Origin of the sequence: Microbacterium hatanonis (assembly GCF_008017415.1) — a bacterium.
Classification (GTDB): Bacteria; Actinomycetota; Actinomycetes; order Actinomycetales; family Microbacteriaceae; genus Microbacterium; species Microbacterium hatanonis.
The window spans coordinates 1269765-1293083 of record NZ_VRSV01000002.1 but is presented as its reverse complement, the minus strand read 5'-3'; the positions used below and the strand labels follow the sequence as shown (position 1 = coordinate 1293083).

Below are 23319 nucleotides of genomic sequence, written 5' to 3'. Positions count from 1 at the left end.
CGCGCAGCGCCGTGCAGGAGTTGTGTCGCGCGCCTCAGCGGCGCCCGCTCAGTAGCGCGGGAGGCAGAGCCGGAACGTCGCGCCGTCGTCGACGTCTTCGGCGGTCAGCGTGCCGCCGTGCGCCGCGACGATCGGACGGCTGACCGCGAGCCCGAGGCCCGTGCCCGCCACGGCGCCCCGCTGGGCGTTGCCGCCGCGGTAGAAGCGATCGAAGATGCGCTCGAGGTCTTCGCGGTCGATGTGCGACCCGGTATTGGTCACGTCCAGCCACACGGATGCGTCGTCCTCGCCGCTCGTGATCGATATCCGGCCGCCCGCGCGGGAGAACTTCACGGCGTTGCCGAGCAGGTTGATCAGCACCTCCGCGATGCCGCGGGGGTCGGCCAGCACCCACAGGTCGGGCGCGACATCGAGCAGCAATTCACGATCCACGAAACCCGGAACGGTCTCCATCACCGCGAGCGCGTCGTCGACGACACGGGCGAGCGGAATGCGTTCGCGCGTCAGAGGAACCTCGCCGTGCAGGTCGTCGAGGAACGACGCGGAGAGCGACAGCAGGTGCTCCGCGTTGCGGGAGATGACTTCGACGCGGGCGGATGCCGCGTCGGTCAGATCGTCGGCCAGCAGCAGCTCGCTGTAGCCGACGATCGAGGTCAGCGGGGTGCGCAGTTCGTGGGCGAGGGTCGCGAGGGCGTCTTCGCGGGCGCGGTTGGATTGCAAGAGCTCGGTGACGTCCTGCACGACGAGGATGGCACCGGCCGCCCTCCCGTCGGCGCGCTCGATCGGTCGGCCGTTCGCCACGAGTGCGCGCTGTCCACCGCGGGGCCCGATCCAGTAGAGGAGGTCGGCGAAGCTCTCGCCGCGCGCCATCCTCGCCAACGGCTGGTCGTCGGCCGACAACGGTGTGACCTGGTCGGCCGCGTAGACGCGCGATCCGGCGTTGTCGCCCTCCGCGTGGCGCGCAAGTTCTCCGTAAGCGACGATCGCGTTGTTGAACAGCACCGCCTCGCCGCGCTCGTCGAGGTAGAGGAGTCCGGCATCGACGTGCTCGAAGAACGACCGGAGGGCCGCGCTCGCGCGCTCGGCATCGACGACCGCGGCCTCGCTCGCAGCGTTGGCCGCACGCGCGGCCGTGACGGTCAGCGTCGCCGCCCAGACGATCACGGCGACGACGACGGAGACGATGAGGGCCGAGGTCCACCGGGCCGCGGTCTCATCCGACGGCGCGGCCAGCACCGTCGCGGCCGACGCGGCGAAGGCACCCACGATTCCGACGACGGCACCACCCGTTCCGAACGCCACGCCCAGCCAGACGGCGGGGAACACCACGAGCATGACGACGCTGTCGATGGTGCCCGACAGCGCCGCGGCGAGCATTGCGACCCCGACGATGTCGAGGACGGGCATCGTCGCCTGCGAGAAGCGCGGCAGCCGGTGCCACGGGATCAGCAGCGAGGCGATCGAGACGGCGACGATGACCGCGGTGCCGATCACCAGCAGGAGAGGACGCGCGACGTCGACGCCCAGGATCAGCACCATCGCGAAGAGGAGCACCACCGAGGCCGTCATCGCGAACCGCGTGCGCAAGAACCGCGTCCAGCGTTCCGTCGTGCCCGAGACTTCTGTTCCGTCCGCCATGACGCTTCCCCCCGGAGCTCTGCGAATCGATGAACGCCCCGGCACGGGCACTCCGCACACTATCGGACCGGCTGACTCCTCCGGAAACAGCGAAACGCCCCGGCCAGAGGCGCGGGGCGTTTCGGTGTGAGAGACGAGGCTTTACTTGAAAGCATCCTTGACGTTCTCGCCGGCCTTCTTGACGTTGGCGGCGGTCTGGTCGCCCTGGCCCTCGGCCTCGAGGCGCTCGTTGTCGGTCGCCTTGCCGGTCGCTTCCTTCGCCTTACCGGCGATGTCCTGAGCGGCGTTCTTGATCTTGTCGTCGAGTCCCATCTGGGCTCCCTCCGTCTTCGATCCGGGTGTCTCCCGAAAGGTGATTCCACGGTACGTGGAGCACCCGCCGCACAAGGGATGCTGGCGAATCGCGCGGTTTTGAGGTAAGACGCCCGAGGCGCCGGGCCGGGCCTCCTCCCCCGGGCACGAGGCCCGGGGGAGGTTCGGCTCAGTGGATCAGACCGCGCTGCGCGGAGAGACGCCGCTGGTGCTGCCAGTACAGCACCACGCCGAGCGCCAGCGCGAGGCCGGCGACGAGGGCGGCCAGTCCCGGTGCGCCGCCCCCGGTGAAGGGCAGGGCTCCGATGACGGCTGCAGGCGTCTCGCTCGCCGACGGGGTCGGCGACGCGGATGCTGCGGGATCGCCCCCACCGGTGCCGGCCGACTCCGAGGGGGTGGGCTCGGGCGTGGGCTCGGGCTCGGCCACCGGGGTCGGGCTCACCACGTCGGCGAGCGCCGACGAGTCGAACGTCGGCGAGCCGAGCGTCGCGAACCACGTGCGGGCCTGCTCGACGTCGCCGGTGAACGCCCGGCTGAGGATGAGCAGGATGCGGGCCTTCTGCGGCAGCAGGTCGCCGCCGGGGATGATGTTCCCCGAGCCGCCGCTGACCGAACCGCTGCCGGTGCGGGTGGTGCTGACGAACCAGACGCCCTGGTCGCGCGCGGCCGCCGTGCGGGCCTGGCCCGCGGCGCTGGAGATTCCGCCGGCACCCGTTCCTGCGGTCACGACGCCCTGCACTCCCGCAGCCGCCCAAGCCGAGATCGACTCGCCACCGGCCGCCTGCGCGTTGTAGAAGATCTCCACGCGTGAGTAGGCGTCGCGCGAAACGGCGCGCAGGTCGAACGGGGTGAACCAGTCGTTCGTCTCGCAGTCGAGCACGCGCGCGGGTGCGCGGTTGATGATGACGTCGGAACCGTCGATCCAGCCGAGCATGCCCGACAGGCGGGTGGCGAAGGTGTCGTTGCGGGTCGAGTTCGTCTTCGTCACGTCGCGGGCGGCGTGCACCTCGTCGTTGAGCGACAGCACGGTGCCGAAGCAGAACGTCTCCTGGCTGGCTGCGAGCCGGATCGACTGCAGCAGGTTGGCGGGGCCGTCGGTGCCGAGCACCATCGAGTCGGACGCCGTGTCGCCGGCGGCCCACGGGCGCATGGCGCCGGTGATCACGACGGGCTTCTTGCTCTGCACGGTGAGGTCGAGCCAGTAGGCGAACTCCTCCATCGTGTCGGTACCGGTGGTCACGACCACGCCGTCGGCGTCCTTGAGCGCATCCTCGACCGCGATCGTGAGGTCGTGGTACTGCGGGAAGGTGTAGCCGCCCGAGCCGGAGTTGCCGAACTGCACGACCTCGACGTCGGCGAAGGCCGAGACCTCGGGCTGCAGCACCGCGACCATGTCGCTCATCGGGTAGGTCCCGGCGCGGTAGTTCGTGTAGGTGTCGCGCCCCGCGGCCTTGCCCGCGAGGGTGCCGCCGGTGGCGACCACCACGATCTTGGGCTTGTCGGCGGGTTCGGCCGCCGCAGCGACCGCGACGGGCGCGGTCGCGACCGTGCCCGCGCCGACGAGGGCGGTGGCGATGAGCCCGGCGACGAGTCGTCGGGAGAGACGGGATGCTGCGGAGGTTCGATGAACGGTTGCCACGGGTTTCCTCTCGGGGAGCGGGCACGCCGAATGCGCGCCCGTCACGGGTGTGGAGCGAGGAGCGCCCGGGCGGGGACCGGGCGAGCCGGGTCTTCTGCCCGGTGTCCTGTCATCGTGGCGGTGACCCGTTTCCGCCGCTCTCCGTCTGTGTGTCGGCTATGTAAACCGTGGTGAGACAGCATCTGCCCCTCCCTCGAGACGCGGGCCCTCGGCCCGCGCGCGGAAGCCCGCGTTCCACCGCACACGCACGAATGCCCCGACCGTGAGGTCGGGGCATTCGGGGGGACGCTGGCTTACTTGAACGTGTCCTTGACGTCCTCGCCGGCCTTCTTCGCGTCGGCCTTGACCTGGTCGGCCTTGCCTTCGGCCTCGAGGCGCTCGTTGTTGGTCACCTTGCCGATGGTCTCCTTCGCCTTACCGGCGATGTCTTCCGCGGCGTTCTTGATCTTGTCGTCGAGTCCCATGTCGGGCTCCTCTCTTCTGGTGATCCCGGTTTCCCGGTTGTAGCCCGGTTCCCCCGGGTGGTGGTCCCGGTGGTCCCGGGTGGTGAGTCAGGCCAATTCTCGGTGCTCCGTCGCGAGGCGCGCTCGGAGTCCCGTTCGAATCGACACATAAGTGGGTATGTCCTGGCCGGTCAGTACGGCGAGGTTGGAGGCGAGTCGGTCGACCTCCAGGGCGATCGCCCGCGGCGACGTGTTGCGCTGCGGGGTGACCGAGATGTGCAGCACCGTCTCCTTCTGCACCTCGGCGGCGGTGACCTTCGCGCTGACGACGTCTCCGCGCGAGGCGAGCGAGTGCGTCAACGCATCGGAGGCGAAGGAGTCCTTCACCACGACGCGGCCGAGCGTGTTCTCGTCCATCGACGACTGCAGCACCGACCGGCTGCGTCCGCCGCCGAGGCGGGAGAGCACCACGATCAGCAGCACGATGACGATCACGATGGCGGCGAGGGCACCGACGATGACCCACGAGACACCGCTGGTGCCGATGGGGCTCGCCTGCGCCGCGCCGAGGAGTCCGGCTTCGAGCTGCTCCGCGGTGCTCCGCCACACGTCGCCCACCACGGGAGACGCGGCGGCGGCGACCATCGCCGCACCGACGGCGAGGAGGACGAGCCCGATCAGGAACAGCAGGATGCGGTTGAGCGCACGATTCGTCTGGTTCATCGGCTGAACTCCTGCTCCTTGGGTGCGGCGATCTTCACGACGGTCTTCACCGGGGGCGTCAGGCGGTACCCGGCCATCTCCTCGTCGGCGATGAGCCGCACGCGGGAGGCGTCGATCGGCAGGCCGGCGTCGGGGGTGATGACGACGTCGACGACGCGGTGGGCGACACCCACCGTGATGTGGTCGCGCGGAATCCCGGCCTCATCGCTGATGCGCTGGGCGAGGGAGGCCGCGAGTACGCCGTTGTCGACGATGATGGCGCGGTCCCCGATGTCCATCCGGTGCTTCGAGAGACGCCCCGGAGTGAGGGAGAGCACGAGGAACACCAGTCCGACGACGGCGACGAGAACGCCGATGCCGATGACGGTTCCGGACGGCTGGAGCCCGGGCACGTCGGCGAGCTGCGCGAGCGCGTCGGCCGGGGCGATCAGCAGCGCGGGCTGCGAGAGCAGATCGAGCACGATCTCGAGGCCGACGTAGATCAGCGCGAGGATCACGAGCACCACGGCGACGGCCATGGCGACCGTGCGCGGCGAGTGCGTCTCGCGCCGGATGACGCGAGAGAGAACGCGATCGCTCATCGGACTCTCCTTCTGGTGGGGACGACCGCCCCGGTGACGGTGACGTCGACGCGGGTGACGGCGCGACCGGTGAGGTCGGCGACGTTGCGGCGGAGGTTCTGCTGGATGCTGCGGATGCGCTCGATCACGGTCGCACCCGCGTGCACGGATTCGGTGTCGTCGAGGTCGGGAATCGGAAGCGGGGCGGACACGCGCAGGGCGAGGCCGCCGGCCGCCGAACCGATCTCGACCGACACCTGGTCGCGGCCGACCCCGAACGCCAGCGCACTGGCCTGCTCGGTGACGGCGCGCAGCGCCCGGTCGGCAACGGTGATGCGGCCGGGCAGCGCCGTCGAGGCGGTGGCCGAAGCATCCGCCTCGCTCTGTCCCGCGGCGGCGAATCCGCTGCCGCCGCGGGACACCGTTGCGGTGCTCATGACGTCCGTCGTCCGGAGAAGGCGTTGGCCAACCCGCGTACGTCGAGCTTGCCCGAGGCGACGCGTCCGAGGAGTGCGCCGATGCCCATGAACAGGGCGACGAGCAGGAATCCCCAGAACCCGAACACGAGGGCGGCGAAGGCGAGCACGGCGCCGATCAGGGCGCCGGAGATCGTGGCACTCATGCGACGCGCGACTCGTTCTGGTCGTCGTCGTTGTTGTCGTCACCGGGGAGGTGCACGTCGTTGACGTCGACGTTCACTTCGACGACCTCGAGACCGGCGAGGCGGGTGATAGCGGATGCGACGGCGGTGCGGACGTTCGCGGCGACCTGGTGGATCGGCTGCGGGTACTCCACCACGATGGTGAGGTCTGCGGCGGCCTGGGTCTCGCCGACCTCGACCTTGACGCCCTGCGTGAGGTCGGTCTGGTTGATGGCGTCGCGGATCGCGCCGAAGGCGCGGGCTCCGCCGCCACCGAGGGCGAACACACCGGGGACCTCGCGCGCGGCGATGCCTGCGATCTTGGCGACGACGCTCTCCGCGATGTGGGTGGTGCCGCCCGACTCGGTCGACGCCTCACCCGGGGTGGTGCCGACGCGGTCGACACGGCTCACCGTGGCGGGGGTGACGGCGGGGGTGTTCTTCTCTTCAGTAGCCATGCGATTTTCTCCTAGCTGTTTCGAGGTATGGACGCAACCACTGCCAGCTGACTTCGCTGCGCGTTAGCGTCGCTCATGAATAGGAGGCAGGGCGGGCCTCATTCGTCACAAAAAAGTTCGGCGGATTTTTCATGACAGGACGTTCGGGCGGCGCCGCCTCTCCTCTGAGCGGGTTGTCCGACCGCATTCTGGTCGAGCGCGCGAGCGACGGAGACGAGCTGGCGTTCGGTGAGATCGTGCGGCGGCACAGCGGGATCATGCGCGCCTACACCTCACGCATCGTGGGCTCGCTGTCGGAGGCCGACGATGTCGTGCAGGAGGCGTTCTCCACCGCCTGGAAGCAGCTGCCCACACTCCGAGACGGCTCCGTCGTGAAGGCGTGGCTGATGAAGATCGCGAGTCGCGAGGCGTTCGCGTTGATCCGCCGGAGGGGGACGGATGCTGCGCTCGACGACGGGATCGACGTCCCCGCCCGCGACTCGACGAACCCCGAGGCGATCGCGGTGCACAACGCTAGACTCGCGGCACTCTCGAAAGCGCTCGCCACACTTCCGGAGGCTCAGCGCACCTCCTGGCTGCTCCGGGAGATCGGGGGCTTCAGCTACGACGAGATCGCCGAGCAGACGTCTCTGCCCGTCAGCACCGTTCGAGGAAACCTGTCCCGTGCGCGGGCGAGCATCATGATCCAGATGGAGGGATGGCGATGAACGAAGGCCACTCCGTCGCGTTGGAATGCGGCAAGACCGTCGACGAGCTGAGCGACTACCTCGCCGCCGGCCGACTGCCCTACGACCCCGACATCGAGACCTGCCCGGAGTGCTTGAACGCGCTCGATGCGCTGGAGCGGGTCGGCATGCTCTCGCGCAGCCTGCTCGAGCGGGAGGCGCGTGAGCTCCCCCCTCCCCCGGCGAACTGGTTCGACCGGATCATGGACGTCGTCCGATCGGAGATGCGCGTCGGCCGGAGCCTCCCCGTGCAGCATCCTGACCCCCGGGTGCAGATCACGATCACCGAGGGCGCGGTGCGCGCACTGGTGCGATCGGTCGGTGACGAGATCGACGGTCTGTACATCGGGCGCGTCGACATCGACGGCGACGCCGAAGTGCCCGGCGCCCCCGTCGAGGTGAACATCACGGGAACGATCGGATGGGATCAGTCGGTGCTCGACGCGACCGCGCTGCTGCGCACCGCGGTCTACGACGCGCTCGCGCAGCACACCGACCTCAACGTCGTCGCGGTGAACGTGACGATCGAAGACGTGCACGACTTCGCGAACGGGGAGGACGAGTCATGAGCGCGCTCGAGAGCGGCCGGTTCACGGAGGTCATCCTCGGCGTCGACGGGGTGGTCGACACGTTCCCGCCGCCCTCGATCCCCCGGCTGATCGCCGCGGCGACGGGCGACGTGGAGAAGGCGATCGTTCCCACGAACGACGGCCTGCGCATCGACGCCCGCATCGCGACGAAGATCGACGGCCGCAGCGCCGACAGCGCCCGCGCGGTGGCCGACGCGCTCCTCGCCGAGCACCCCGCGCCCGATGTGGAGATCCGCATCCAGATCGCACGCATCCACTGAGGCCTCGGTCCGTGACGGACAAAGCTCCCCGTCACGGAATGGAAACACCCGGTGTGGCAGGATGATCCCGTACTGAACCCCGGAAAGGTGCCATGGAGCTCAGCGACTACATTCGCATCCTGCGTAAGAACTGGCTCGTGATCGTGGTCACCACCCTGGTGGGCGTCGCGGTTGCTGCCGGATTCTCTCTTACGCGGACGCCCCAGTTCGAGGCGACGAGCGGTGTCTTCGTCTCCACCGAGGGCGGATCGACGATCACCGAGCTGCAGCAGGGCTCCAACTTCACCCAGGCGCGCATCGCGACCTACGTCGAGCTGGTGGAAGAGCCGTTCGTGCTCAACCCCGTCATCACCGACCTCGGCCTCAACATGAACGCGGACTCTCTCGCGGGCCGCGTCACCGCATCCGCTCAGCTCGACTCGACGATCGTGCAGATCACGGTGACCGACGCCGACCCGGCCAGGGCCGCGCTCATCGCGAACGCCCTCGGGGCGAGCCTCGCGAACGCCGTCGAGACGCTCGAGACCCGCGACGGCCAGGAGGTCAGTCCGGTCAAGCTCACCCGCGTGCGCGACGCGCAGGCCCCGCGCACCCCGGTCAGCCCGAACGTGCCGCTGAACCTCGCGCTCGGCGGGCTCGTCGGCCTCGCGCTCGGCGTCGGCATCGCCGTGCTCCGCGCCGTGCTCGACAACAAGGTGCGCAACCCCCGCGACATCGAGAACCTCACCGATCGACCGCTCATCGGCGCGATCCCCTTCGATCCGAAGGCGAAGGAACGGCCCCTCATCCTCGAGGCCGACCCTCATAACCAGCGGTCGGAGGCCTTCCGCGCACTGCGCACGAACCTCCAGTTCCTCGAGATGGACGGCGGCAACATCTTCGTCGTCACCTCCAGCCTCCCCAGCGAGGGCAAGTCGACCACCACCATCAACCTCGCCGTCGCCCTCGCCGACGCCGGCAAGCGCGTGGCGCTGCTCGACACCGACCTCCGCAAGCCGAAGGTCGCCGAGTACCTCAACATCGAAGGCGGCGCGGGCCTCACCGACGTGCTGATCGGCCGCGCGCGCGTCGCCGACGTGATGCTCCCCTGGGGAAAGCGTCCGCTCTACGTGCTGCCGGCCGGCAAGGTGCCGCCGAACCCGAGCGAGCTGCTGGGCTCCAAGCAGATGGGCCAGCTGCTCGAGGCCCTCGGCAACGAGTTCGACGTGGTCCTGTGCGACGCGCCGCCGCTGCTCCCGGTGACGGATGCTGCGGTCCTGTCGAAGTTCACCGCCGGGGCCCTCCTCATCGTCGCGGCGGGCAAGACCACGACCCACCAGCTCAGCGGCGCGCTCGACGCGCTCGAGACGGTCGGATCGAAGGTCGGCGGCGTCGTGCTGACGATGCTCCCCACCCGCGGACCGGATTCCTACGGCTACGGCTACGGGTACGGATACGGCGGCTACGGCTCGTACGGCACCTACGGGGCCCCCGCCGAGAAGCCCACCCGGCGCGGGCGGAAGAACGCCGCGGCGGAGCCCTCCGACGACCAGCTGCTGCCCTGACGCGGGGCACGATGGCCCGCAGACGACGGCTCGATCCCGTCCCCGCGCGATGGCTCGTAGGGGCGCTCGTCGCGCTGCTGATCGTGGCGACGATCGTGCTCGTGGTTCTCGCGCTGCAGAGCGTGCAGCCCACCACGGCCGCCGACACGACCCCGACCGATCAGGAGTACTCCTTCGAGGTCGACCCGACCACCTCGGCGAGCCCGACGGCGGTTGCGCCCTCGCCGTCGTCGCCCTCGGCGTCTGCACCCTCGGCGGGCGCCGCCTACTCCGCCGCTGAGGCGCGGTTCTTCTCCGTCGGCTCGGAAGGGTGGTGGCGCGCCACCGCGGGTGACTGCGGCACGACGGCCCCGGTCGTCGAGCACTCCGCCGACGGCGGCCGCACGTGGCAGGACGTCACCCCCGCCTACCGCGGGATCGGCCAGGTCGCCTCGCTCGACGCGTTCGCGGGTTCGGAGGCCGAGATGGTCGCCGCCATGGGCGCCTCGTGCGAGGTGCAGGCTCTCCGCACCTTCACGCAGGGCGAGTTCTGGCAGCCCTACCCCGAGGTGCTCACCGCATCGCGCTACCCCGACTTCGCCGACCCGGCCATGGTCGTGCTGCCCGGCGACGATGTCGCCGCCCCGTGCGCCGACCCGCGCTCGTTCCGCGCGGCCGGTGACGTGGTGGCCGTCGAGTGCGCCGGCGCCGTGTCGGTGCTCGGTGCCGACCGCACGTGGCAGTCCCTCGGAGCGACGGATGCTGTCGCCATCGCGATCGCCGACGGCGCCGTTCTCACGGCCGCCCCCGCCGATGGATGCTCCGGGGTGGCCGTCACGCGCTGGTCGGGCGACGGCTTCGCCACCGCCACCCCGCTCGGCTGCGCCGCCGGGGTCGACCCCGCCGCCCCGCTCGCCCTGGCCCTCGCCGACGGCGAGGCGCTGGTGTGGTCGGGCGACGCCATCGTCCCCGCCGCCTGACCCGCCCCGCTTCCGCCCCTCATGGCAGGAATGTGGCGCCTTCCTGTAAGTGACTGCACCAATTCGTACAGTCAGTTGCCGGATGCTGGCGCACTCGCTCGGCTTTCCCCTATGCCACGCGCTGCCCCTGCATGCCCGCGCGGCCGTTCCTCCCGCTCGTGCTGCCCATCTGTGCCCGCGCGGCGTCCATAAGCACAGCGCGCGCACAGAACGGCAGCGCGAAGCATCCGCCCCACCCCGGCCGCACGTGTTCGTCGCCCGCGGCCGTGCTGGTCGCCTCGCCGCGCGCGCCGAAATGTGGCACATTCCTGCGAATGACTGCACCGATTCGTACAGTCAGTCGCCGGATGCTGGCGCAGTCGCTCCCGCGGCGGGACCGCGGCACCGCGCACGCAGCCCCCGGCCTCCCAACCCCGGCCGCATCCCGGCGCGCTGCACCCGCGGCCCCCGCACCACCCCGCAGCCCCACCCGGCCGCGCTCCGGCGCGATGCACCCGCGGCCCCCGCAGCCCCGCCCCCGCCGCAGCCCGCAGCGCCCCCACCAGCCCAGACCCCGCCCCGCACCACGCCGGCAGCGCGCGGCGCGGGACGCGGGTGAGCCTCAGGGATCTCGGATAAAGTCACGGCGGCGGAAAACGCCACGGAAGGACCTCGGATGCGAAACGAGCCGACGACGCGCGCGCGCCGAGCCGGGGCAGCGGTGCTGCGGTGGTGCCGGACGCGTCCGGTGACCCTCGCCGTCACCGCCCTGGTCATCGTGCTCAGCCTGACGGGGTTCATCGCCTCGCCCTCGGGCTGGGGCTGGCAGGTGCTCGACGAGGGCGTGCCCGAGATCTTCATCCAGCGCCACTGGTGGGGCACCGTCACGTCGCTCCTGGCGGTCCCTGATCTCGCGTCGTTGCTGGCGCTCGTTCCCGTGCTGCTCGTCGTGGTCGGAGCCGCGGAGAAGACGATGGGCAGCGTCCGCACCCTCATCGCCTACGTCGTCGGCGGTGTGGCGGCGTCGTTCGCCGGGCTCGGCGTCGGACTCCTCGAAGAGCAGTTCCTCGACTTCCTGCCCCTCAACGCCCCCGCCGTCGACACCCTCTCCCCGCTCGCGGCGCTCATCTGCACCGCGATGGCGGCGAGCTCGTTCGCCGGCGCGCTCTGGCGCCGCCGCACGCGACTGCTGGCCACCCTCACCGCGGTCACGCTCTTCCTCTACGCCGGCGGCGCGAACGACCTCTTCTCACTCCTCGCCGTCCCGATCGGCCTCGGGCTCGGGTACGTGCTCGGCGGACGGCACTCGGGCTTCCGTCTGGTGCGCAGCTCGCACCACGAGAAGCGCGTTCTGCTGGCGGCGCTGACGTTCGTCACGTCGGTGGGTCCGGTCATCGCGACGTTCTCCACCACGGGGGCGGGCCTGCTGTCGATCTACGGCTTCCTCTCCGACGACCCCGTCACCCTCGTCGACGGACAGACCTGCGCCTTCGGATCCCCGGCAGCGCCCTGCCCCGACACCTACGACTCGTTCGGCGAGCTGCAACCGGCATCCGGGTTCATCGCCCTGCTGCCGATCCTCGTCGCGGTGATCGCGGCCTGGGGCATCCTTAACGGGCGGCGCGCCGCCCTGTGGCTCGCGGTCGTCTTCAACGGCGTCGTCTTCGCCGGGATGCTGTACGTCTTCTCGGTCATCCAGCCCGAGACGGTGGCGGCGATCGCACAGCTGCGCGACGCCGAGTCGCAGGAGTACGTGTGGCAGACGCTCTCGAGCAGCCTGATCGGCGCCCTCGTGCCGCTCAGCGTGGCGATCGTGCTCGTCGTGTTCCGCCGCAACGTCCGTGCCGCCTCGACGCCCGCCGCGCTGCGCACGTTCGGCCTCACCGTCGGCGTCGCCGCCGCGGCCAACCTGCTGCTCGCGTTCGCCGGCGGCCTGGTCGCGTCCGATGGCTACAACCCGAACCTCGACGTCGGCGACGTGCTCGTCGGACTGCCGCTGCGCCTCCTGCCGCCGACGCTCCTGCCCTCGGACATCCTGACGTTCGTGCCGTCGAGCGGCTGGGCCCAGGCGTTCTGGTACCTGCCGTCGCTGCTGTTCTGGCTCGCCACGACGGTCGCCACGGCTCGACTCGTGCTCGATCCGGGCGCGGTGAGCGGGGCGTCCGACCGGGCGCGCGCGCGTCTGATGCTCGAGCGCGGCGGCGGCGACACCCTGTCGTTCATGACGACGTGGGAGGGGAACGCCTACTGGTTCTCCCCCGACCTGGATGCGGCGATCGCCTACCGCGTGCGCGGTCCTGTCGCCGTCACGCTCGGCGGTGCGTTCGGTCCCGACGCGCAGCGCCCCGAGGTGGTGGCGGGCTTCGTGGAGTTCTGCGGCGAGAACGGCTGGACCGCCGTCTTCTACAGCGTCGAGGACGGCGATGATTCGCCCTACCGTCAGCTCGGATGGCAGCGGATGCCGGTGGCCGAAGAGGCGCTGCTCGATCCGGCCACCTGGAACACCTCGGGCAAGAAGCGCCAAGACATTCGCACCGCGACGAACCGCGCGGCCCGGGAGGGCGTCACCGCGACCTGGACCAGCTGGCACGACCTGACGATCGCCGAGCACGCGCAGATCCGCGAGATCTCGGAGGCGTGGGTCGCCGACAAGAGCCTCCCCGAGATGGAGTTCACGCTGGGGGGCGTCGATGAGCTCGCCGACCCCGAGGTGCGCCTCATGCTCGCGGTCGACGAGGCCGGGCGGATCCAGGCCGTCACGAGCTGGCTGCCCCTGTTCGCACCCGGCGGCGTGCACGGGTACACCCTCGACTTCATGCGTCGCCGGGCCGACTCGATGAACGGGATCATGGAGTTCGTCATCGGTGCCGCCGCCGACCACATGAAGGCCGCGGGCCTCGATCGCATGAGCTTGTCGGGGTCGCCTCTGGCGTCGCGACCCGACGACGGCGAGCGCGCCCCCATCACGCGGGTGCTCGATCGTTTCGGCGAGCTGCTCGAACCGGCCTACGGCTTCCGCTCGCTGCTGAACTTCAAGCGCAAGTTCCAGCCCGAGTTCGTCACGCTGTGGGCGGTCTACCCCGAGTCGTCCGTGCTGCCCTCCCTGGGCATCGCGCTGGCGCGCTGCTACCTGCCGCATCTGACGCTCGCGCAGGCCGCCCGCATGGCCGGCACGCTGCGCGAACCCCGCGAGCCCGTCGCCGCGAAGTAGCGCCCGCGCCGCTCCGAGCCGTTCCCTGTCCCTGAGACGCTCCCCGGTCCCCGAGCGTGCCGAGGGGCCGCCCCGTCCTACCGGTTCAGGCCCCAGTGGTCGGCGATCAGCCCGAGCCCGATGTTGAAGACGTACGTCCAGGCCGCCGAGTCATGGGCGTTCCCCGCCGATTCGAGGTACGTGGCATCCATCCCCGCGGCCTGAGCGTCGGCGTAGAGGGTCATCACCCCGGGGCGGAAGGCCGTGTCTTCGCTGCCGACTCCGAAGACCGCGAACATGTCGGTGTACGGCGCCTTCGAGGCCATGATCGCGGCGGGGTAGGCGGCCGCGTATTTCTCCGCGTCGCCGCCGAACCCCTGCGCGATGGTGGTCGCTGGGTCGCCGAGCGTGGGGAACTCCTCGCCCGACGCGTCGAGGATCGCGCTGAAGAGCTCGGGATGCTGCGCCCCGAGCTGGATCGAGCACGTGCCGCCCTGCGAGAGACCGCCGACCCCCCAGTAGTCCGGCGAGTCGAGCACCGGGAGGTTCGCTCTGATCCAGTTCGGCACGTCGACCGTGATGTAGGTGGCCGAGTTGCCGAGCGGCGAGTCGACGCACATCGGGTTCGCCTCAGGAGACCCGAGCTGGTCGGGTGAGACGACGATCGGAGCGAGGCCCTGGTGCGCCGCGGCGTACGCGTCGAGCGTCTCGCGCAGGTGCGCGACCGTGAACACCTCGTCGGTCGTGCCCGGCTGCCCCGACATCATGATGAGCACCGGCAGGAGGGGCGGGTTGTCGGTCAGAGCCGCCGGGGGCAGGTAGACGGTCGCATCCCGTGCGACGAAACCCGACTCCGTGGCCGGGATGACGACCGACGCCATGCTGCCCTGCGCGGGCATTCCGGCGGGGGCCGTCCAGTCGGCGACGGTCGGTCTATTCGCCGATCCGTCCTTGAGATCCGGGAGCACGTCCCCGGCATACGCGCTGAGGCCGAGAACGCTGCGGATCGTCGGGTACTGCCCGAAAGCGATGTTCACCCCCATCGCGCTGGTGAGCACGAAGAGCACGATCGCGAGGGGGACGGCGATCATCCGACGCCACGAGGCGCGCCACAGCGACGCGAGCGCGACGAAGATCCCGGCGAATCCGAGGGCGATCCACACTCTCGACGCGAAGGTGAGATCGACGCCGAAGGCATCCATCTCGTCGGCGATCAGCCACGTGAGCGCCGCCCCGATCAGCGCGCCCGCGAGGGCGGAGCCGACGGCGGTCGTGATCCAGATGCTGCGCCTCCAACGCCCGCTGGGGCGCACGAGCACGAGGAGCGCGGCGACGATTCCCGTGACGACCAAGACGATGATGACGGCGGGACCGGAGAGGATTCCGATGTCGAGCAGTGCGTTCACGCGTACCTCAGTTCAGACGGGATGCTTCAGCATCCTCTCCTCGGCTATGAGGTCGCTGCAACGCCCGGGGTGGCGTGTCGCCCGGCGGCGATCGCTCGGCGGAGGGCGATCTTCACGATCCAGGCCCAGGCGGATCCCTCGAAGGCGCGGTACTCGGGGGCGCTCCGCCACACGGTGGTGAAGACGTCGAGCATGACCTCCTCGGCCGGCGTACGGCCTCGGCCGACCTGGGTGACGAGGCCGAGCACACGGCTCGAGCTGAGGTCGTAGACCTCCGCGAAGGCATCGGTGTCGCCCTGCGCGACGCGCACCATCAGCTCGTCGAGATCGGGCGGGAAGATCCCGTCGTCGACCGGGGCGGGGAGAAGCGTGGTCACCCCTCGATCGTCACATCCGAGGGGCTCGGGCACCGGGCCGTTGCTGAGATCGGGCGCTTGGTGGTAGGCGTCCGGCCGCGGCGATGAGGTGCTTGCCGTCACGGACGCAGGACTTGTCACCGGCGGAGGGGAGATCGCCCCCGCGTGGACCTCCACTCGTGAGATCTCCTCCGCCGGTGACGGATACGACGACGCCCGCACCCCTTTCGGGAGTGCGGGCGTCGTCGGTTGCGCGGGAGGGGGCTCAGCGTCCGAGGAAGCTCAGCAGCGCCGTGTTGAACTGCTCCTTGTGGCTGACGTTGAGGCCGTGGGGAGCGCCCTCGACGAGCACGAGCTCGCTGCCGACGAGCGCCTCGTGGGTGCGCTTGCCCGAACCCTCGAACGGCACGGTTCCGTCACTGTCGCCGTGGATGATCAGCGCCGGCACGGTCACGTTGGGCAGGTCGTCGCGGAAGTCGGTGGTCGCGAACGCCTCCATCGACTTGAGCGCGGCGTGGTGGTCGGCCTGGTTGGCGAGGCGCTCGGCGTCGGCCTGCTGCGCGTCGCTCACAGTGAGCTTGCCGTCGACCGAGAAGAAGTCGGTCGTGAACTGGTGGTAGAAGCCCTTCTCGTCCTCGCGCAGCCCCTTCTCCATGCCGGCGGCGGTCTCGTCGTCGAGCGGGCCCTCGGGGTTGTCGTCGCTCTTCTTCAGGTACGGCGGCACAGCGGCGGCGAACACGACGCTCTTCAGGCGATCGGTGCCGTGCTTGGTGACGTAGCGGGCGACCTCACCGCCACCCATCGAGAATCCGACCAGCGTGACGTCGCGCAGGTCGAGGGCCGCGAGAACGGCCGCGAGGTCGTCGGCGAACGTGTCGTAGTTGTAACCGGTGCGGGGCTTGTCGCTGCGCCCGAAGCCGCGGCGGTCGTACGTGATCACGCGGTAGCCGGCCTTCTCGAGGGCCGGGACCTGCTCCGACCACGACTCGCCCGAGAGGGGCCAGCCGTGGATCAGCACGACCGGGCGACCCGATCCGCCGGTGTCGTCGACGTGCAGGTTGATGTCGGTCAGCAGTCCGTGGTGTGCGGTGATCTCAGTCATGCCCGACATCGTGCTCGGCGAACCTGGCGCGAAAGCCCGCGTTGACGAATCTCGGACGAGCGGGTAGTGCTCAAGGATGCTGCGCCGGGCGCCGAACGCTTCGACAGGCTCAGCGACCGACCGGCGGCGGTCCCTGAGCGTGTCGAAGAGTCCGCGGGTCTACCCGGCGGACACCAGCATCCGGTCTGCGGTGCGCAGCGACATCGCCATAATCGTGGGGGCGGGGTTCGCGGCCAGGGCGCTGGGGAACACGGAGTTGTCGCTGATCCAGAGGTTCGGGATGTCGTGCGACCGACCGTCGGCGTCGACCACACCGTCTGCCGGGTCGGCCGACATCCGGCACGTGCCCACGGTGTGGGCGGTGCGGGCGAGCACGATGGTGTCGCTCGCCCCGGCGGCGCGCATGATGTCCTCCATCGTCCGCGTGGCGTGGGTGTCGAGGGCCTTCTCGTTCGGTCCGGCGGTGAAATCGATCCGCGCGCGCGGGATGCCCCACTCGTCGAGTTCGTCGACCAGCTCGAGCCGGTTCGCCTCCGACGGCAAGCAGTCGCCGTTGATGCCGATTCCGGCATACATCCGCGCGTCGAGGGTGCGTTCGACGAGTTCCCGGCCCCACAGCCCACCGCCGCGGGCGAGGGTGGTCGCGTAGGTCAGGGGCATCACGCCGAGGCTCTGCATGAGGTAACCGCCCGCGAAGTCGGCGTCCGCCGGCCTCAGCATGTCTTCGCTGATGAGCGACGACGGGTATCCGCGGTGACCCCGGACGGACTCGTCGAACCGCCCCCACACCTGGGTCGCACCGTGAGCGAGGAAGTTGCGCCCGACCTGACCGCTCGAGTTCGCCAGCCCGGTGTGCAGCAGCAGGCGCGGCGTCTCGATGCCGCCCGCCGCGAGCACGAGCGTGCGGCAGAGCTGCCGGCGCTCGACGCCGTCGCGGCGATAGAGCACGGCGGCGACCCGGCCCCGGGCATCGAGCTCGATGCCGTGAACCATCGACTGCGCGCGGATCTCGGCCCCGTACGACACCGCCGCCGGGAGGTAGGTCGTCGCGGTCGTGGCCTTCGCGCCGAATCGGCAGCCCTGGTGGCAGGCGCCGCACGACTGGCACGCGCCGCGTTCGCCGTAGGCGGGCTGCAGTCGTGCGCGGGTGAGCACGGCTGCCGGTGCGTCGGCGGTGCGGATACCGAGCGCGGTCGCCCCGCGGGCGACGATGTCGGCCGAGCCGTTGCGACCCGGCGCCTTGTAGGCGTAGGCGCGGTCGGGGTCCCACGGGTAGGGCACGGGGCCCGACACGCCGATGTCGCTCTCGACGCGGGCGACGTAGCGCAGCAGCTCTTCCGGGTCGAGAGGCCAGTCGCGCCCCTCACCCGTCTCGGTGCGCAGGCGCAGGTCGCGTCGGTCGGGGCGGGGCGCGAAGGCTCCCCAGTGCAGGGTCGATCCGCCGACCCCGATGCCGCTGTTGTTCGGTCCGAACGCGGTCGGGTCGTCTCCCCCGCTGAGGCGCTCCGACATCCAGTTGATGCGCACCGCCTCGGTCTCGTCGGGGGTGAAGTCGTCGAGCTCGAAGTTGCGACCGGCCTCGAGGGCGACCGCGCTCAGACCGCGGCGGGCCATCTCGGCGAGGAGCGGGGCGCCGCCGGCGCCCGTTCCGACGACGACGACGTCGACGATCTCGTCGTCGGAGTAGGTGCGCATGTTCTCGAGGTTCACGCGTTCACCTCCGCCGGTTCCCATGCATCTCGCGTTCCGCTGCCGAGTTCGGTGAACCCGCGCAGCGGCAGCACCGTGCCGCCCGTGGCGAAGCCGTCGAAGCCCGCCTTCGCCGCCGTGGCGGGATGGGCGAGCCACTGCCGCACGAGATCGACCCGCACGTCTTCGAGCCAGGCCGCCAGCTGCGCGGCGTCGAACGCTCCGCCGGTCTCGAGCTCGCCCTCGATCGCGGCGCGCAGGGTCTCCTCCCCCGCCCAGCCGTCGGCGAGCGCCGCGAGCCCGGTGCGGTAGGCCTCCGGATCGGGCGGAAGCGATGCGTTCCGCCATCCGTCGCCCTCGCCACGGGCGAGCTGGGCATCGACGCGAGCGGCGAGGTCGATCGCCGGGCCGTCCTGCGGCACCACGAGGTCGGCGATCTCGCGCAGCAGCGTCAACTGCGCCGCATCCATCACCTGCGGGGCATACTCGGCGTCGTCGGGAAGAGCGCGCCGAGACAGGATGCCGCGCACCTCGACGTCGACGCGATCCGAGGCGATCAGGCGAGCCCACTCTTCGGGCACCGTCGGGGACGACGAGATCTCGTGCGTGACGAAGTCGGCGAGCTCGCCGACGCGGGCTCGAGGGAAGGTGTGGTGCACGACTCCTGCGATCTGCGCCGTGGCGGCCTGTTCGGCGCCGTCCGGGGCCGTATCGCTCGCGGAATGCAGGAGTTGTGTCGTGTCTGCCGGTAACACCAGCGTCGGAAGGTCGAACGCCTCGGCCCCGAGGTCTCCCTCGGGCTCGGCCAGCACTACCCCGGCGAGCCCGAACACCGGAGCTTCGCCGCTGAGCAGCCGCTGCACGACCGCGGCGACGACCGCGGCCTCCGCCCCTGCGCCCGCGATCACGAAGCGCCGGCCGCCGTAAGAGGCCAGCAGCGCCACGACGTGATCGGTCTCCGCGAGCTCGACCGGGCGCACGTCGAGATCACCGATCGGACCCACGCGCTCCGCGAAGCCCGGCAGGGTGCAGACAATGACGGGAGCGTGCGTGTTCAGAACCACCATGAGGTCAACATTCGAGCACCGCGAGCATTTTCGGGGCGGCTTGCGCTTCGCCGCGAAATACTCCACCCCGCCCCGATCGGCCTTTCAGGTGCCAAGACACCCGGACACACGTGCTCGCTCGTCCGGGTGTCTTGGCATCTCGACGAGCGACACCCGCGCCACGGGCGCCCTGCGCAGCATCCGCCGCCGCCGCGCGTACCGTCCCCCCCCCGAGGTGCCAAGACACCCGGACACACGTGCTCGCCCGTCCGGGTGTCTTGGCATCTCGACGAGAGAAACGCGCGCTACGGCGTGACCATGCCGCCGTTCACGTTCAGCGTCTCGCCCGAGACGTAGCTCGACTCGGCCGACGCGAGGAACACGAAGGCGGGTGCGATCTCGGCGGGCTGCCCGGCGCGCTGGTAGGTGCTCTCGTCGTCGAAGGCCGTCATCTGCTCGTCCGAGACGCCGCCGCTGACCTGCAGGGCCGACCAGGTCGGGCCGGGCGCGACGACGTTCACGCGGATCCCCCGCGGTGCCAGCTGCTGCGCGAGCCCCTTCGACAGGTTGTTCACGGCGGCCTTGGTCGCCGCGTAGTCGAGCCGGTCGGGAGCGGGCTTGTAGGCCTCGAGCGACGCGGTGTTGATGATGCTCGCACCGGCCGGCAGGTGCGCGAGCGCGGCCTTGGTGATCCAGAAGTTGGCGAACACGTTCGTGCGGAAGGTCTCCTCGAACTGCTCGTCGCTGAGGTCTTCCACGCGGTCGACGGCCACCTGCTTGCCGGCGTTGTTCACGAGGATGTCGAGTCCGCCGAGCGCCTCGACGGCCTCGGCGACGAGCGCGCGGCAGGCCGCAGCATCCGAGATGTCGGTCGCGATGGAGACGCCGGTGCGTCCGGCCTCACGTACGAGCCCGAGCACGTGGTCGGCGTCGGCCTGCTCGTCGGGCAGGTGCACGATAGCGACGTCGGCGCCTTCGCGGGCGAAGGCGATGGCAACGGCACCGCCGATGCCGGAATCGCCGCCCGTGATGAGGGCCTTCCGGCCAGTGAGGCGCCCGGTTCCGCGGTAGGTCTTCTCGCCGAGGTCGGGAACGGGCGTCATCTCGCCCTGCACGCCCGGCTCGCTCTGATGCTGCACGGGCGGCTCGACGCGGGCGTAGCGGGTGACGGGGTTGTCGAAGGTGTACTGATCAGCCATGCCCGGAACGTTAGGCGCTCGCCCCGGGCTCGAGCCGACCCTTGCGCTCAGCGGCGCGTGGTGCCAGTCGGCGGGGTCTGACCGGCGTTCTTCGCCTGGCGCGAGCGCCAGAGCTTGCGTGCGATCGGGTACAGCACAGGGGCGAAGCGGAGCAGGAAGCGGAACATCGGTGACTCGTCTCTCGGGGGAGCCCTCACCGTAGGTCGCGGCGATTCGGGTGATCCCGGGCTTGCGCTCGGCGGCTCGCCCGCGTATCCCGCGAGATGGGGCGGATGCTGCGCCACCGACCCCGCACTCTCGCGCTGCCCTTTCGGCGCGCTGCGTTCAGACGCGCAGCGCGGGAGCGCACGAGCAGCGCGAGAACGAATGAGCCGCGTGAGCGAACCTCCGGCGCGGAGTCGCGCAACCGTCACGGCCTGCTCAGGCGCCGCGGATATCGTGGCCGCCATGCCCCACCGACACAGGATCCTCCGCCCGACCGCCGCCCTGGGCGCCCTCGCCGCGACCGCGCTGGTGCTCGCCGGATGCACGAGCACCACGCTGCCCGTCGAGGCCCCTCCCACGTCGACCGCACCCGCCGCGCCGCCGCAGCAGAGCCCGTCGACGGATGCTGCGGCCACGGGCAATGACGCCGCATTCGCCGCGATCACCACGGCCGAAGACGAGACCCAGGGCATCGCGTACGAGCTGGAGCTCGACGACGGCCTCTGGGAGGTGCGCGTGGCGGTCGGCGACACCGACGCCGAGGTGCGCACGTCCGGCGACGGCGCCGAGGTGGTCTCGACCGACACCGACGACACCGTCGACGACGACGACCGCCGCGCCCTGGACGCCGCGGGCATCACGCTCGCCGTCGCTCTGCAGGCCGCGATCGACGGGCACGGATCGGGGTCGGTCGATGAGATCAGCGTGAGCGACGACGTCGAGGGGCAGCTCGCCTGGGAGGTGTCGTTCACCGACGACGTCGAGGTGTACGTGGCCGTCGTCGACGGCGCGATCCTTCGCGTCGATCGGTAGCCGCGGCACGGCCGCCGCATCCCGTTCCGGCGTATCCGGCACAGGAGAAGACGCGCACGCAGGATGCTGCGCGCCAGATCGTCCTACGCCGGCGCCGTCTCCTCCGCCCGTTCCGCCCCAGCGCCGCCTTCTGCCCGCACGTCGCCCGGGCACCCCGCCCGGGCACGCCGAAGGGCCGACCCCGCAGAGCGGCGGGATCGGCCCGGAGGTGGTGACGCGTCAGCCGCGCGGGAGCGGCGGGCGCTGGGGCTGGCTGCGGGTCGCGGCCTGCGCCTGCTGCGCGGCCTGTGCGGCCTGATCCGCGACGGAGGGAGCCTTCTGCGCCTCCTGCTGGATCTTCGGCGCTTCCTCCTCCGCCTTGGTCAGCAGGGCTTCCCACCGCTGCTGCATCGGCTTGATGAGGCCTCCGCCGGCGCCGACGATGATGACGCCGGCGATGATGGCGAGAACGGCGATCAGGATCGGCGTCGTGACGGTCGTGGCCACCTCGACCTGGTTGAGCGCTGCCGTGACGCCGAGGAACAGGATGAAGATCGCGACGATGTTGCCGAGGATCTTTCCGTACGAGAGGCCGCCCAGGGTGTTCTGGATGAGCGCCTTGGCACCGGCGGCGATGGCCGCGGCGATCACGACGATGACGATCGCGACGATGATCTTCGGCAGGAAGGCGATGATGCCCTCGAGCAGATCACTGACCGGGTTGGGCCCGAAGACTCCGAACGCGAACTGCAGGACGAACAGCACGAGCGCGTAGTAGACGATCTTGGCGACGATGTCGGAGGCGTCGAGCTTCGACTTCGCGAGGGCCTTCTTGATGCCGCCGCGCTCGACGAGCCGGTCGAATCCGACCTTCTCGAGCAGCTTCTCGAGGCCCTTCGAGATCAGCTTCGCGACGATGAGACCGACGACGAGGATGAGGAGGAACAGCAGGGCCAGGGGCACGAACGCGATGACGGCCGCAAGCCCCCCTTCCAATGCTTGGGGGAAGTTCATGATTGTCCCTTCAGGACGAAGATGCGAAAACTTACAGCGTAAGTCTCTCCCGTTGACCGGCGACCGGACCTCCGTAGACAGCGGTGCGCAAAAGCGATAATGGGACGACGCGAAGGAGGCGACTCTGTGGCACGTCAGACGAAGAAGCCGGGGCGCCCCTCGGAGCCCAGACTGCGCCGCGACCTCATCCTCGCGACCGCCCTGGGCCAGATCGACCGATCCGGGGCACAGGGACTGTCCATGAGGTCGCTCGCGCAGGAGCTCGATGTGGAGGCGATGTCTCTCTACCGCTACGTGCACGGACGAGAGGACCTGCTCGAAGGCGTCGTGGCGCTGCTCATGGCCGACCTCAACGCGAACCTCGATGACGAGGTGACCGACCATTGGCAGGGGTTCCTGCAGACGGTCGCGCACGAGGTGCGCCGCATCGCGATCGAGCATCCGATGGCGTTCCCCCTCGTCGCCACCCGCCATCCCGCGGCCCCGTGGCTGCGACCACCGCTGCGGAGCGTCGAGGTCGTGAATACCTTCCTCGCCACGCTGATCGGCCACGGTTTCACCGACGAGCAGGCCGTCGACGCCTATCGGTCGTTCAGCAGCTTCCTCCTCGGGCACCTGCTTCTCGAGTCGGCTGTCCGAGGTGCCGAGACGGCTCCCGTCGAGGAGCCGCTCGATGAGGGGAACGCGACGATCCCCGAGGGCGACGGCGAGATGAGCCTGGCCCACGCCCCGGAGGTGAGCCGACTCCGCGCGCTGCTCAGCGAGGACCGCAGCGACGAGGAGTTCGAGGTCTCGCTCGAGAACCTGCTCGACCGCCTGAGCCGAGACCTCTCGCAGTAGTCACGAGACGC

At 70.4% G+C, this 23319-nt stretch carries 24 protein-coding genes; 8 read left to right on the top strand and 16 right to left on the bottom strand.

The window, feature by feature from the left end:
* Positions 1-48: 48 nt before the first annotated feature.
* The 9 genes from FVP77_RS16150 to FVP77_RS16110 form a co-directional block, all read right to left on the bottom strand.
* Positions 49-1638: a sensor histidine kinase gene (locus FVP77_RS16150; protein WP_147895544.1), complete on the bottom strand. Its 1590-nt coding sequence runs from the start codon at positions 1636-1638 to the stop codon at positions 49-51.
* 141 nt (positions 1639-1779) lie between these two features.
* The gene (locus tag FVP77_RS16145) at positions 1780-1950 is read right to left on the bottom strand and encodes a CsbD family protein (protein WP_147895543.1); all 171 of its coding nucleotides are present in this window, start codon (positions 1948-1950) and stop codon (positions 1780-1782) included.
* A 169-nt stretch (positions 1951-2119) separates the two neighbouring features.
* Entirely contained in the window at positions 2120-3589 is a 1470-nt protein-coding gene (locus tag FVP77_RS16140; RefSeq protein WP_222707749.1) for an asparaginase, read from the bottom strand.
* 293 nt (positions 3590-3882) lie between these two features.
* Positions 3883-4053 carry a CsbD family protein gene (locus FVP77_RS16135; protein ID WP_121148774.1) on the bottom strand — a complete coding sequence of 57 codons (171 nt, stop codon included), beginning with the start codon at positions 4051-4053 and terminating at the stop codon, positions 3883-3885.
* An 87-nt stretch (positions 4054-4140) separates the two neighbouring features.
* The gene (locus FVP77_RS16130) at positions 4141-4755 is read right to left on the bottom strand and encodes a hypothetical protein (protein ID WP_147895542.1); all 615 of its coding nucleotides are present in this window, start codon (positions 4753-4755) and stop codon (positions 4141-4143) included.
* Complete coding sequence (locus FVP77_RS16125; protein ID WP_147895541.1) at positions 4752-5336, bottom strand: DNA/RNA endonuclease G; 585 nt, start codon at positions 5334-5336, stop codon at positions 4752-4754. The genes FVP77_RS16130 and FVP77_RS16125 overlap by 4 nt, the downstream gene beginning before the upstream one ends.
* Entirely contained in the window at positions 5333-5752 is a 420-nt protein-coding gene (locus tag FVP77_RS16120) for an NTP pyrophosphohydrolase (protein WP_147895540.1), read from the bottom strand. Before FVP77_RS16120 ends, FVP77_RS16125 begins: the two co-directional genes overlap by 4 nt.
* Positions 5749-5937 (bottom strand): DUF2273 domain-containing protein, encoded by a 189-nt coding sequence (locus FVP77_RS16115; RefSeq protein ID WP_116648574.1) that lies wholly within the window; start codon positions 5935-5937, stop codon positions 5749-5751. The genes FVP77_RS16120 and FVP77_RS16115 overlap by 4 nt, the downstream gene beginning before the upstream one ends.
* A complete protein-coding gene (locus FVP77_RS16110; protein ID WP_147895539.1) occupies positions 5934-6413 on the bottom strand; it encodes an Asp23/Gls24 family envelope stress response protein in 480 nt (159 codons plus the stop codon). Before FVP77_RS16110 ends, FVP77_RS16115 begins: the two co-directional genes overlap by 4 nt.
* 131 nt (positions 6414-6544) lie before the next feature.
* On the opposite strand from FVP77_RS16110, the gene FVP77_RS16105 reads away from it, so the two are divergent.
* The 6 genes from FVP77_RS16105 (at position 6545) to FVP77_RS16075 (ending at position 13681) form a co-directional block, all read left to right on the top strand.
* Complete coding sequence (locus FVP77_RS16105; RefSeq protein WP_147895538.1) at positions 6545-7120, top strand: RNA polymerase sigma factor; 576 nt, start codon at positions 6545-6547, stop codon at positions 7118-7120.
* Positions 7117-7707, top strand: coding sequence for an Asp23/Gls24 family envelope stress response protein (locus FVP77_RS16100; protein WP_246134141.1), 591 nt, complete (start codon positions 7117-7119; stop codon positions 7705-7707). Before FVP77_RS16105 ends, FVP77_RS16100 begins: the two co-directional genes overlap by 4 nt.
* Positions 7704-7988 (top strand): hypothetical protein, encoded by a 285-nt coding sequence (locus tag FVP77_RS16095; RefSeq protein WP_147895536.1) that lies wholly within the window; start codon positions 7704-7706, stop codon positions 7986-7988. Before FVP77_RS16100 ends, FVP77_RS16095 begins: the two co-directional genes overlap by 4 nt.
* A gap of 92 nt (positions 7989-8080) precedes the next feature.
* Positions 8081-9532, top strand: a complete 1452-nt coding sequence (locus FVP77_RS16090) for a tyrosine-protein kinase domain-containing protein (RefSeq protein WP_147895535.1) — start codon at positions 8081-8083, stop codon at positions 9530-9532.
* An 11-nt stretch (positions 9533-9543) separates the two neighbouring features.
* Positions 9544-10491, top strand: a complete 948-nt coding sequence (locus FVP77_RS16085) for a hypothetical protein (protein ID WP_147895534.1) — start codon at positions 9544-9546, stop codon at positions 10489-10491.
* A gap of 655 nt (positions 10492-11146) precedes the next feature.
* The gene (locus FVP77_RS16075) at positions 11147-13681 is read left to right on the top strand and encodes a bifunctional lysylphosphatidylglycerol flippase/synthetase MprF (RefSeq protein ID WP_147895533.1); all 2535 of its coding nucleotides are present in this window, start codon (positions 11147-11149) and stop codon (positions 13679-13681) included.
* Between the two features lie 77 nt (positions 13682-13758).
* On the opposite strand, the gene FVP77_RS16070 is transcribed toward FVP77_RS16075, so the two are convergent.
* The 6 genes from FVP77_RS16070 to FVP77_RS16045 all read right to left on the bottom strand — a co-directional run bounded on the left by FVP77_RS16070 (position 13759) and on the right by FVP77_RS16045 (position 20458).
* Positions 13759-15066, bottom strand: coding sequence for an alpha/beta hydrolase (locus FVP77_RS16070; RefSeq protein ID WP_147895532.1), 1308 nt, complete (start codon positions 15064-15066; stop codon positions 13759-13761).
* A gap of 44 nt (positions 15067-15110) precedes the next feature.
* A complete protein-coding gene (locus FVP77_RS16065) occupies positions 15111-15443 on the bottom strand; it encodes a sigma factor (protein WP_147895531.1) in 333 nt (110 codons plus the stop codon).
* A 244-nt stretch (positions 15444-15687) separates the two neighbouring features.
* Entirely contained in the window at positions 15688-16524 is an 837-nt protein-coding gene (locus tag FVP77_RS16060) for an alpha/beta fold hydrolase (RefSeq protein WP_147895530.1), read from the bottom strand.
* A gap of 159 nt (positions 16525-16683) precedes the next feature.
* The gene (locus FVP77_RS16055) at positions 16684-18234 is read right to left on the bottom strand and encodes a GMC oxidoreductase (protein WP_222707748.1); all 1551 of its coding nucleotides are present in this window, start codon (positions 18232-18234) and stop codon (positions 16684-16686) included.
* Positions 18231-19280 (bottom strand): hypothetical protein, encoded by a 1050-nt coding sequence (locus tag FVP77_RS16050; RefSeq protein WP_147895529.1) that lies wholly within the window; start codon positions 19278-19280, stop codon positions 18231-18233. The genes FVP77_RS16055 and FVP77_RS16050 overlap by 4 nt, the downstream gene beginning before the upstream one ends.
* A 284-nt stretch (positions 19281-19564) precedes the next feature.
* Positions 19565-20458, bottom strand: coding sequence for an SDR family oxidoreductase (locus FVP77_RS16045; RefSeq protein ID WP_147895528.1), 894 nt, complete (start codon positions 20456-20458; stop codon positions 19565-19567).
* A 447-nt stretch (positions 20459-20905) separates the two neighbouring features.
* Between FVP77_RS16045 and FVP77_RS16040 the strand changes: the two genes are divergently transcribed.
* Positions 20906-21475: a PepSY domain-containing protein gene (locus tag FVP77_RS16040; protein WP_147895527.1), complete on the top strand. Its 570-nt coding sequence runs from the start codon at positions 20906-20908 to the stop codon at positions 21473-21475.
* A 219-nt stretch (positions 21476-21694) separates the two neighbouring features.
* Here FVP77_RS16040 and FVP77_RS16035 read toward each other — a convergent pair whose 3' ends face one another.
* Entirely contained in the window at positions 21695-22468 is a 774-nt protein-coding gene (locus FVP77_RS16035) for a mechanosensitive ion channel family protein (protein WP_147895526.1), read from the bottom strand.
* 126 nt (positions 22469-22594) lie between these two features.
* Here FVP77_RS16035 and FVP77_RS16030 point away from each other — a divergent pair, with 126 nt between their 5' ends.
* The gene (locus tag FVP77_RS16030) at positions 22595-23308 is read left to right on the top strand and encodes a TetR/AcrR family transcriptional regulator (RefSeq protein ID WP_246134140.1); all 714 of its coding nucleotides are present in this window, start codon (positions 22595-22597) and stop codon (positions 23306-23308) included.
* Positions 23309-23319: the final 11 nt, after the last annotated feature.